The organism is Streptomyces sp. NPDC059002 (assembly GCF_042740435.1).
In the GTDB taxonomy this organism is placed as follows: Bacteria; Actinomycetota; Actinomycetes; order Streptomycetales; family Streptomycetaceae; genus Streptomyces.
This window is the reverse complement of the sequence record NZ_JBHYJI010000088.1, coordinates 19,818-27,733: the sequence shown is the minus strand read 5'-3', so window position 1 is coordinate 27,733 and position 7,916 is coordinate 19,818. Positions and strand designations below refer to the sequence as shown.

Here is a 7,916-nt window from a genome sequence, read left to right as displayed (position 1 = left end):
GTCGTGGACCCGGCTCTTCGCTTTCAGCCGCTCCGGCGGGAAGTTTCAGCCCCTCCGGCGGGAAGTTTCAGCCCCTCCGGCGTTTGAGGAGCGGGGGCCCGGGGGCAGAGCCCCCGAGACCAGCCCCGTCAGGCACTGAGCGGAAACTCTTCCCCAAGCTCAACAAAGACCGCCGTATTCAAAGCGAAAGCGTTCTTGCACTCGTCCACCATCCGCTTCCTCTCCAACTCGTCCGTCACCACCGCGTCGATCCCGTCGAGCAGCTCCCGATACCCCCGCTTGAACGCCGCCGGGTTGGAGATCCCCTCGAAGACGTAGAACCGCACGCCGTCGCCCTTGCGTGCGAAGCCCCAGGTCTGTTCGGCCTTGCCGCGGATGATCTGGCCGCCGGAGAGGTCGCCGAGGTAGCGCGTGTAGTGGTGGGCGACATAGCCGCCGGGCCAGGTGCGGGCGCACTCCTCGATCCGGGCCGCGTACGCCGCCGTGGCGGGCAGCGGGGTGAGGCCCTCGCGCCAGTTCGCGCCGCGCAGGTGCGTGAGGTCGCGCTCAAGGGCGCTGACCCGCAGGAGCTCGGGCTGTATGAACGGGCCCGCGACGGGGTCGTCGCGCAGTGCCTGCGCGCCGTCCTCCAGGGCGCGGTACACGAACCACAGCTGTTCCGTGTAGCGCGTGTAGGCGTCGACGCCGAGCCTGCCGCCGAGCAGGTCGCTCATGAAGGTCGAGGTCTCGGCCTCGGTGTGCTGCTCGTGCGACGCGGTGCGGATGACCGTCGAGAAGGGCGTGAGCGGCGTGTCCATGAGGGACCTCCAGGGGGAGCCGGGGAGTGACGGGGTGGCGGGAACCGGTGCGACCCCTGCCAGATCTTTGCAAGTTAGGCTTACCTAAGTCAACCGGTTCCCGACGTCCTGTCGGTAAAAAAGTTACCCCTGCCCGGCCCCTGGAACCACAAAGATCCGGATCTTCAACAGATCCGGATCTTCGTCGGGCCCCCAGGGGCGGCGGCCTCGCGGCGGCGGCCTCAGGGCGGCGGGCGGCCTCAGGGCAGCGTGAGGATCTCCGCCCCCGTGTCCGTCACCACGAGCGTGTGCTCGAACTGGGCGGTCCGCTTCCTGTCCTTGGTGACGACGGTCCAGCCGTCCTCCCACATGTCGTACTCGTACGTGCCGAGCGTCAGCATCGGCTCGATCGTGAACGTCATGCCGGGCTGGATCGTGGTCGTGGCGTGCGGGCTGTCGTAGTGCGGGACGATCAGGCCGGAGTGGAAGGACGTGTTGATGCCATGGCCGGTGAAGTCGCGCACCACTCCGTAGCCGAAGCGCTTGGCGTACGACTCGATGACACGGCCGATGATGTTGATCTGCCGACCGGGCTTGACGGCCTTGATGGCGCGGTTGAGCGACTCGCGGGTCCGCTCGACGAGCAGCCTCGACTCCTCGTCGACGTCACCGACGAGGTACGTGGCGTTGTTGTCGCCGTGCACGCCGCCGATGTACGCCGTGACGTCGAGGTTGATGATGTCGCCGTCGTTCAGGACGGTCGAGTCGGGGATCCCGTGGCAGATGACCTCGTTGACCGAGCTGCACAGCGACTTCGGGAAGCCGCGGTAGCCCAGCGTCGAGGGGTAGGCGCCGTGGTCGCACATGTACTCGTGCGCGACGCGGTCCAGCTCGTCGGTGGTGACACCGGGCGCGATGTGCTTCGCGGCCTCTTCCATGGCGCGAGCGGCGATGCGGCCCGCGGTACGCATCAGCTCGATGGTCTCGGGGGTCTGCACCTCGGGCCCCGTGTACGGGGTCGGCGCGGGTTTCCCCACGTACTCCGGGCGCCTGATGTTGCCGGGTACGGAACGGATGGGGGAGAGCTCCCCTGGAACGAGCAGTGACTGGCCAGACATGCCAGCGAGTCTAGCCAGCCGACGTGGGGCAGCATGGCCTGAGAGAACGGACCCGATCGGGGACGGAAGGAGCGGGGCATGGCGCTGTTCAAGAAGCGGACGGTCGGCAAGCCGGGCGAGTGGTACTACTGCCTGGAGCACCAGAAGGTCGAGGAGGGGCCCGACTGCCCCGGCAAGGACCGGATGGGGCCCTATGCCTCCCGCGAGGACGCGGAGCATGCGATGCGGACCGCTGCGGAGCGGAATCTTGAGTGGGAGAACGATCCTCGGTGGCATGACCGCACCGCGCGGGGCGAGGACGAATGACCCGTGCGGGTCGGAGCGGGCCGGGGGCTTTTCGCCGCTTCGCGGCGTGACGCCCACCCGCCCGTCTCTCGGCGACGTCAGGTCGCTGTAGGGACCTCGGTACCCGGCTGCCCCTGCTCCCTGCGCCGCCTCGCGTCCGGATCCGTCGTCGCGTCGTACGAGACGAGGCGGGGCAGCGCCGCCGCGAGGATGCCCACCGAGGCCACGCAGGCGAGGCCGCCGGACCAGATGGCGGAGCGGGTGCCGGTCCAGCCGGCCGCCGCGCCCGCGCGGACCTGGCCGAGCTGCGGGCCCACGCTGTAGGAGAGGACCTCGATTCCGGCGAGCCGGCCGCGCAGCTCGTCCGGGATCGTCTGGTTCCAGATGGTCGAGCGCCCGAGCCCGCTCAGCATGTCGCCCGCGCCCGCGAGCGCGAGGCAGACCAGGACCACCCACACGTTCGAGAACCAGCCCGCCGCCGTGATGGCGAGACCCCAGCCCGCCGCGCCGAACACCACGAGAAGGCCGTGCCTGCGCACCCGTGAGGTCCAGCCGCTGGTGAGGCTGAGAAGCAGCGAACCGACCGCCCCCGCCGCGTACATCAGGCCGAGCGCCCACTTCGCGTCCAGGTCGTCCGCGAGGAACGGGAAGATCGTGTTGGGGAAGGCGAAGAACATCGCGGCCATGTCGATCGCGTACGTGCCGAGCAGCACGGGCCGCGACCACGCGTACCGCGCGCCCTCCGCCAGGCCCTTCAGGGACGGCTTCTCCGCGTCGTGCGCGGCGGGCGCCGGGGACAGGCGGGTGCACAGCACGACCGAGACCGTGAAGGTGGCGGCCGTGATCGCGTACGCCGACGCATGACCCGCGTACGCCACGACCAGGCCCGCGAGGGAGGGGGCCGCGATGGCGCCCACGTTCCAGCGCAGCGAGTTCAGGGCGGCGGCGGCCGTCAGCTGGTCGTGCGGCACGATCCGCGCCATCAGCGAGTCGAGGGCGGGCCGCTGCAGACCGGCGAGCGCGGAGACACCGGCCGCGACCACGTACAGCGGCCACAGGAGCGGCTCGGGCAGCAGCGCGTTCACGAGAAGGACGACCGCGAGGAGGCCGAGGCCCGCCTCGGTGAGCATGATCACCTTGCGCCGGTCCACGGCGTCCGCGAGCGCGCCCCCGTACAGACCGAAGACGATCAGCGGCACCAGCTCCACCGCGCCCATCGCACCGACGGCGACCGGCGAGTCCGTCAGGTCCTTGATCTGCAGCGGCAGGGCGACGAGCGCCATGAAGCTGCCGAACGTGGTGACGAGACCCTGCACCCACAGCAACCGGAAGTCACGGGTGGATCGCCAGGGGGAGAGATCGGGCAGTATCGCGGAGAGAGGCACGAGAAGCCATGCTCAGCGCCGGTGCCGACCCGGGGCAACTCAATTTTCACCACCGCGTGGGCGGCGGTGACGTCAGCTGGTCGGCGAGCCGGGAGAGCCGGTCGCGGAAGCGGTGCCGGGTGCGGGCCGCGGGGAGCGCGTTCTCCCCGGTCGCCGCGCTCACCAGGTGCTGGACCGTGTCGAGGTCGAGGTCGGTGTCGTCCGGCACGGCGAGCGCCTCGTGCGAGAGCGCGTCCAGGTCCCGGTCGCCCGAGCCGAGCGCGAGCACCGTCGCCCCCGCCCGCCGTGCGTCGTGCACGCGCGAGAGCAGCTCGGGGTCCGGCGCGTCCGGCGCCACGACGAGGAGCGTCTCGCCGCGCCGCGCGGCCTCGATCCGGCCGAGCCCGGTCGACAGATGCGCGGGATCGCCGGGCAGCACCCGGTGCCGTACGAGCGTCGGGGTCAGCTCCGGGGTGCCCGACCAGGCCGCCTCGTCCACCAGGTGCGCCGCCATGTGCCACGGCTCGTACGCCTCGGTGCCCACGAGGAGCAGTCCGCCGCCGTGCGGCACCACCGAGGAGCGCAGCGTCCCCGCGAAGCGGCGGGTGGCGCCGGGCCACTCGGTCCCGGCGAGCACTTCGCGCAGCAGCGCGACCCGTACGGCGTCCATGGCGTCGCATCCTGCCCGAACGGGCCACTCGTGACCGGGAGTTCACCGGGAATTCCCCCGCAGCGGGGAAGGGCGGGGGATGACTGCTGAGACATCTGTTCCCTTCCGTGCGGGCCGCGAGGGGTATGCGAGCTTCCGCATCCCCGCCGTCGTGACGACGTCGGCGGGCACCGTCCTCGCCTTCTGCGAGGGCCGCGTCGGCTCCCGGGAGGACTTCGGCAACATCGACGTCGTCCTCAAGCGCTCCGCCGACGGCGGCCGCACCTGGGGCCCGCTCCAGATCGTCGGCAAGAACGGCGCCGACCTCGCGGGCAACCCCGCCCCCGTCGTCCTGGACACCGGACGCGTCCTGCTCGTCCACGTCAGGAACGCCGCCGCGGCCACCGAGGAGGCCATCCGGCGCGGCACGGTGTCCGCCGCCGACGGGCGCCGCGTCTGGGTGCAGCACAGCGACGACGACGGGCTCACCTGGTCGGTGCCGCGCGAGATCACCGGGCAGGTGAAGAAGGCGAGTTGGCGGTGGTACGCGACCACGCCGGGGCACGCCCTGCAGCTGACCACGGGACGTGTGGTGATCCCCGCCAACCACTCCCTGCCGCCCACCGGAACGGACACCGGCACCGAGGGCCGCTACAACGGCGGCCACTGCCTGCTCAGCGACGACGACGGCACGACCTGGCGCATCGGCTACATCGACGACAACATCAACGGCTACATCAACGTGAACGAGACCACCGCGGCCGAACTCCCCGACGGGCGCCTCTACTTCAACACCCGCAACGACTCCCCGGCACCCGGCAACCGCGCCGACGCCCACTCCACCGACGGCGGCCGGCGCCTGGTGAAACCCTTCCGGCCGCAGGCCTGCCTCACCGGACCCGTCGTCGAGGGCAGCGTCCTGCAGCTCCGCGACCCCGACGTGCTCCTCTTCTCGGGCCCCGCCGACCCCGCCTTCCGCGCCCTGATGACCGTCCGCCGCAGCCACGACGGCGGCATCACCTGGGGGACCGCGCACACCGTCGACGGGCTGCCCGCCGCCTACTCCGATCTCGTACGACTCGACGCCGACACCGTCGGACTGCTCTACGAGACGGGCGACTTCAGCGCGTACGAGACCCTCACCTTCCGGCGCATACCGGTACGGGAACTGGCCTGAGCAGGCGTCGCTACGGGTGAGTAAGGTCGACGCCATGACCTCTACAGACAGTGCGCAGAACGCCCCCGCGAAGGCCCCCGCCAAGGACCCCTGGGACCTGCCCGACGTGTCCGGCCTCGTCGTCGGCGTGCTCGGCGGCACCGGCGACCAGGGCCGCGGCCTCGCCTACCGGCTCGCCCGCGCAGGACAGAAGGTGATCATCGGCTCCCGCGCGGCGGAGCGGGCCCAGGCCGCCGCCGACGAGCTCGGCCCCGGCGTCGAGGGCGCCGACAACGCGGAGTGCGCGCGGCGCAGCGACATCGTGATCGTCGCCGTGCCGTGGGAGGGCCACGGCAAGACCCTGGAGTCCCTGCGCGAGGAACTGAGCGGCAAGCTCGTCGTCGACTGCGTCAACCCGCTCGGCTTCGACAAGAAGGGCGCGTACGCCCTCAAGCCTGAGGAGGGCAGCGCCGCCGAGCAGGCCGCCGCCCTGCTGCCGGACTCCCGGGTCACCGCCGCCTTCCACCACCTGTCGGCGGTGCTGCTCCAGGACGCGTCCGTCGAGGAGATCGACACCGACGTCATGGTCCTCGGCGAGAGCCGCGCCGACACCGACGTGGTGCAGGCGCTGGCCGCCCGCATCCCCGGCATGCGGGGCGTCTTCGCGGGACGGCTGCGGGGCGCCCACCAGGTCGAGTCCCTGGTCGCCAACCTGATCTCCGTCAACCGCCGCTACAAGGCGCACGCGGGGCTGCGCGTCACGGACATCTAGCCACGTGCGGTGCGGGGCAGGGCATGGGGGACACTGGTCGGTGTACGACAACGCCGGAATCCGACAGGAGCCGACCCCCATGCCCCGCCTCGCTCTGTACGCCCTCGTGGTCTGCGCGCTCGCCGTCGCCGCGGCCGTGATCTCCTTCGCCCGGGGCAGCTTCCTCGGCATCGTGTGGGTGCTGCTCGCGGGGCTCTCCTCGAACATGGCGTGGTTCTACCTGCGCAAGGAGAAGGCGCGGCGGGCCGCCGCGGGCCCGATCACCGGTTGAGCGGCGGCGGGACCTCCGCGGGGCCGTCCCAGAACCGGTACAGCTTCTGACCCCAGTAGCTGTCCCACTCGCTGACGCCGAGGCCCCGCAGGATCGCGTCGATCGCGTCGAAGAACACGTGGTTGACCGCCGGGATCCACAGGAAGGCGAAGACCGCGATCAGCCCGAACGGCGCGAACGGCTCCACCTGGCGGCGGATCTTGTACGACAGCCAGGGCTCGATGACGCCGTACCCGTCCAGGCCCGGGATGGGCAGGAAGTTCAGGATCGCCGCCGTCACCTGGAGCAGCGCGAGGAACGCGAGCGCGTAGCGGAACGCGTCCGGGACGCCGTCGAGGGCGTCCAGCCAGAACGGCGCGGTGCACACGACCGCGAACAGCACGTTCGTCAGCGGGCCCGCCGCCGAGATCAGGCTGTGCTTCCACCGGCCCCTGATCCGCCCCCGCTCGATGAAGACCGCGCCGCCGGGCAGACCGATGCCGCCCATGATCACGAACAGCACGGGCAGCACGATGCTCAGGAGCGCGTGCGTGTACTTGAGCGGGTTCAGCGTCAAGTACCCCTTCGCGCCGATGGAGATGTCGCCGCTGTGCAGGGCCGTGCGCGCGTGCGCGTACTCGTGCAGACAGAGCGAGACGATCCAGGCGGCCGTCACGAAGAGGAAGACCGCGACACCGGGATTGTCCGCGAAACCGGTCCAGGCGGCCCAGCCGGAGACCGCCGTGACGGCGGCGATCCCGAGGAAGACGGGGCTGATCCGCCGGTCGCTGCTGCGGATGGGGGCGGTGCTCATGGGGCGGTGCTCCTGGGGTCCGAAGGCCGGGCGTGCCCGACCGTACCGGGCGTACGCCGAAAACGTCTCGCACTGCGCCCCGAGTTCCGGGGAGGCTGGATGCCATGACGGCGAGCAGGGTGTGGCAGGTGCTGTACGCGGACTGGCAGATGGAGTGCTGCGGGACGCCGTTCGCGGTGGGGGACGAGGTGGCGTGGCCGCTGCTCGTCCAGACGGAGGGCGTGCAGGAGTGGGAGGCGGAGTTCAGCACGATCGAGGGGGCGGTGGTGGCGCTCGACTCCCTGCCGGGGGAGTGGTCGGAGGAGGACGAGGGGGCCTACGAGGACGAGGGCGAGGATTTCGAGGACGCCGTGGAGCCGTCGGTCGTACGGGCGCACGGGGTGACGGTCCCGTGGAACCGGGCGCGCCCCTGGCCCGGGCGGGCCGGGCTCACGGGCCTGCTCTCCGTCGAACGGCACGGCGGCCGCTGGCCGGACACGGTCGGCACGGTCCGCGCCATCCACGTGGTCACCCAGGGCTTCGCGGAGACGAGCGAGGGCTCACGGACGTACGAGCCGGTGCCCGGCGAACGCTGGCTGCGTCCGGTCGAGCTCTGCCCGAAGTGGTTCCAGGCGGAAGAACTCTCACGGACCTCGGCGGGGCCGGGGTACCACAGGGGAGAGACCGGGGTGCTGGTGGAGCTAGAGGTGACGGAGCCGGGGGAGGAAGGGGCGTCCTGAGGGGCGTCGTGCG

10 protein-coding genes are annotated in these 7,916 nt (G+C 71.3%); 5 read left to right on the top strand and 5 right to left on the bottom strand.

The annotated features are described in order from the left end of the window. Positions 1-128: 128 nt before the first annotated feature. Both ACFWZ2_RS40835 and map read right to left on the bottom strand, forming a co-directional pair. Positions 129-797 carry a heme oxygenase (biliverdin-producing) gene (locus ACFWZ2_RS40835; RefSeq protein WP_384554760.1) on the bottom strand — a complete coding sequence of 223 codons (669 nt, stop codon included), beginning with the start codon at positions 795-797 and terminating at the stop codon, positions 129-131. Positions 798-1,036: 239 nt separating this feature from the next. Further along, a complete protein-coding gene (map, locus tag ACFWZ2_RS40830) occupies positions 1,037-1,894 on the bottom strand; it encodes a type I methionyl aminopeptidase (RefSeq protein ID WP_384554758.1) in 858 nt (285 codons plus the stop codon). 78 nt (positions 1,895-1,972) lie between these two features. Between map and ACFWZ2_RS40825 the strand changes: the two genes are divergently transcribed. Further along, positions 1,973-2,200, top strand: coding sequence for a hypothetical protein (locus ACFWZ2_RS40825; RefSeq protein WP_384554756.1), 228 nt, complete (start codon positions 1,973-1,975; stop codon positions 2,198-2,200). 77 nt (positions 2,201-2,277) lie between these two features. Here ACFWZ2_RS40825 and ACFWZ2_RS40820 read toward each other — a convergent pair whose 3' ends face one another. Both ACFWZ2_RS40820 and ACFWZ2_RS40815 read right to left on the bottom strand, forming a co-directional pair. Continuing rightward, entirely contained in the window at positions 2,278-3,564 is a 1,287-nt protein-coding gene (locus ACFWZ2_RS40820) for an MFS transporter (protein ID WP_384554754.1), read from the bottom strand. 46 nt (positions 3,565-3,610) lie between these two features. After that, the gene (locus ACFWZ2_RS40815; protein ID WP_384554752.1) at positions 3,611-4,213 is read right to left on the bottom strand and encodes a hypothetical protein; all 603 of its coding nucleotides are present in this window, start codon (positions 4,211-4,213) and stop codon (positions 3,611-3,613) included. 79 nt (positions 4,214-4,292) lie between these two features. Here ACFWZ2_RS40815 and ACFWZ2_RS40810 point away from each other — a divergent pair, with 79 nt between their 5' ends. From ACFWZ2_RS40810 to ACFWZ2_RS40800, 3 genes are all read left to right on the top strand, one after another. Then, the gene (locus ACFWZ2_RS40810) at positions 4,293-5,369 is read left to right on the top strand and encodes an exo-alpha-sialidase (RefSeq protein ID WP_384554750.1); all 1,077 of its coding nucleotides are present in this window, start codon (positions 4,293-4,295) and stop codon (positions 5,367-5,369) included. A 34-nt stretch (positions 5,370-5,403) separates the two neighbouring features. Further along, the gene (npdG, locus tag ACFWZ2_RS40805) at positions 5,404-6,120 is read left to right on the top strand and encodes an NADPH-dependent F420 reductase (protein WP_384554748.1); all 717 of its coding nucleotides are present in this window, start codon (positions 5,404-5,406) and stop codon (positions 6,118-6,120) included. A gap of 79 nt (positions 6,121-6,199) precedes the next feature. Continuing rightward, positions 6,200-6,391 carry a hypothetical protein gene (locus tag ACFWZ2_RS40800; RefSeq protein WP_384554746.1) on the top strand — a complete coding sequence of 64 codons (192 nt, stop codon included), beginning with the start codon at positions 6,200-6,202 and terminating at the stop codon, positions 6,389-6,391. Here the strand turns inward: ACFWZ2_RS40800 and ACFWZ2_RS40795 are convergent. Further along, on the bottom strand, positions 6,381-7,184 hold the full coding sequence (locus ACFWZ2_RS40795; RefSeq protein WP_384554744.1) for a site-2 protease family protein: 804 nt from the start codon (positions 7,182-7,184) through the stop codon (positions 6,381-6,383). The genes ACFWZ2_RS40800 and ACFWZ2_RS40795 overlap by 11 nt on opposite strands. 104 nt (positions 7,185-7,288) lie before the next feature. On the opposite strand from ACFWZ2_RS40795, the gene ACFWZ2_RS40790 reads away from it, so the two are divergent. Beyond that, the gene (locus ACFWZ2_RS40790; RefSeq protein WP_384554743.1) at positions 7,289-7,903 is read left to right on the top strand and encodes a DUF6578 domain-containing protein; all 615 of its coding nucleotides are present in this window, start codon (positions 7,289-7,291) and stop codon (positions 7,901-7,903) included. Positions 7,904-7,916 lie beyond the last annotated feature (13 nt).

Bases quoted from the DNA above. Each gene is read 5' to 3' on its own strand.
- ACFWZ2_RS40825 (WP_384554756.1), top strand. From the start codon at position 1,973: ATGGCGCTGTTCAAGAAGCGGACGGTCGGCAAGCCGGGCGAGTGGTAC.
- ACFWZ2_RS40810 (WP_384554750.1), top strand. From the start codon at position 4,293: ATGACTGCTGAGACATCTGTTCCCTTCCGTGCGGGCCGCGAGGGGTAT.
- npdG (WP_384554748.1), top strand. From the start codon at position 5,404: ATGACCTCTACAGACAGTGCGCAGAACGCCCCCGCGAAGGCCCCCGCC.
- ACFWZ2_RS40800 (WP_384554746.1), top strand. From the start codon at position 6,200: ATGCCCCGCCTCGCTCTGTACGCCCTCGTGGTCTGCGCGCTCGCCGTC.
- ACFWZ2_RS40795 (WP_384554744.1), bottom strand. From the start codon at position 7,184: ATGAGCACCGCCCCCATCCGCAGCAGCGACCGGCGGATCAGCCCCGTC.
- ACFWZ2_RS40815 (WP_384554752.1), bottom strand. From the start codon at position 4,213: ATGGACGCCGTACGGGTCGCGCTGCTGCGCGAAGTGCTCGCCGGGACC.
- ACFWZ2_RS40835 (WP_384554760.1), bottom strand. From the start codon at position 797: ATGGACACGCCGCTCACGCCCTTCTCGACGGTCATCCGCACCGCGTCG.
- map (WP_384554758.1), bottom strand. From the start codon at position 1,894: ATGTCTGGCCAGTCACTGCTCGTTCCAGGGGAGCTCTCCCCCATCCGT.
- ACFWZ2_RS40790 (WP_384554743.1), top strand. From the start codon at position 7,289: ATGACGGCGAGCAGGGTGTGGCAGGTGCTGTACGCGGACTGGCAGATG.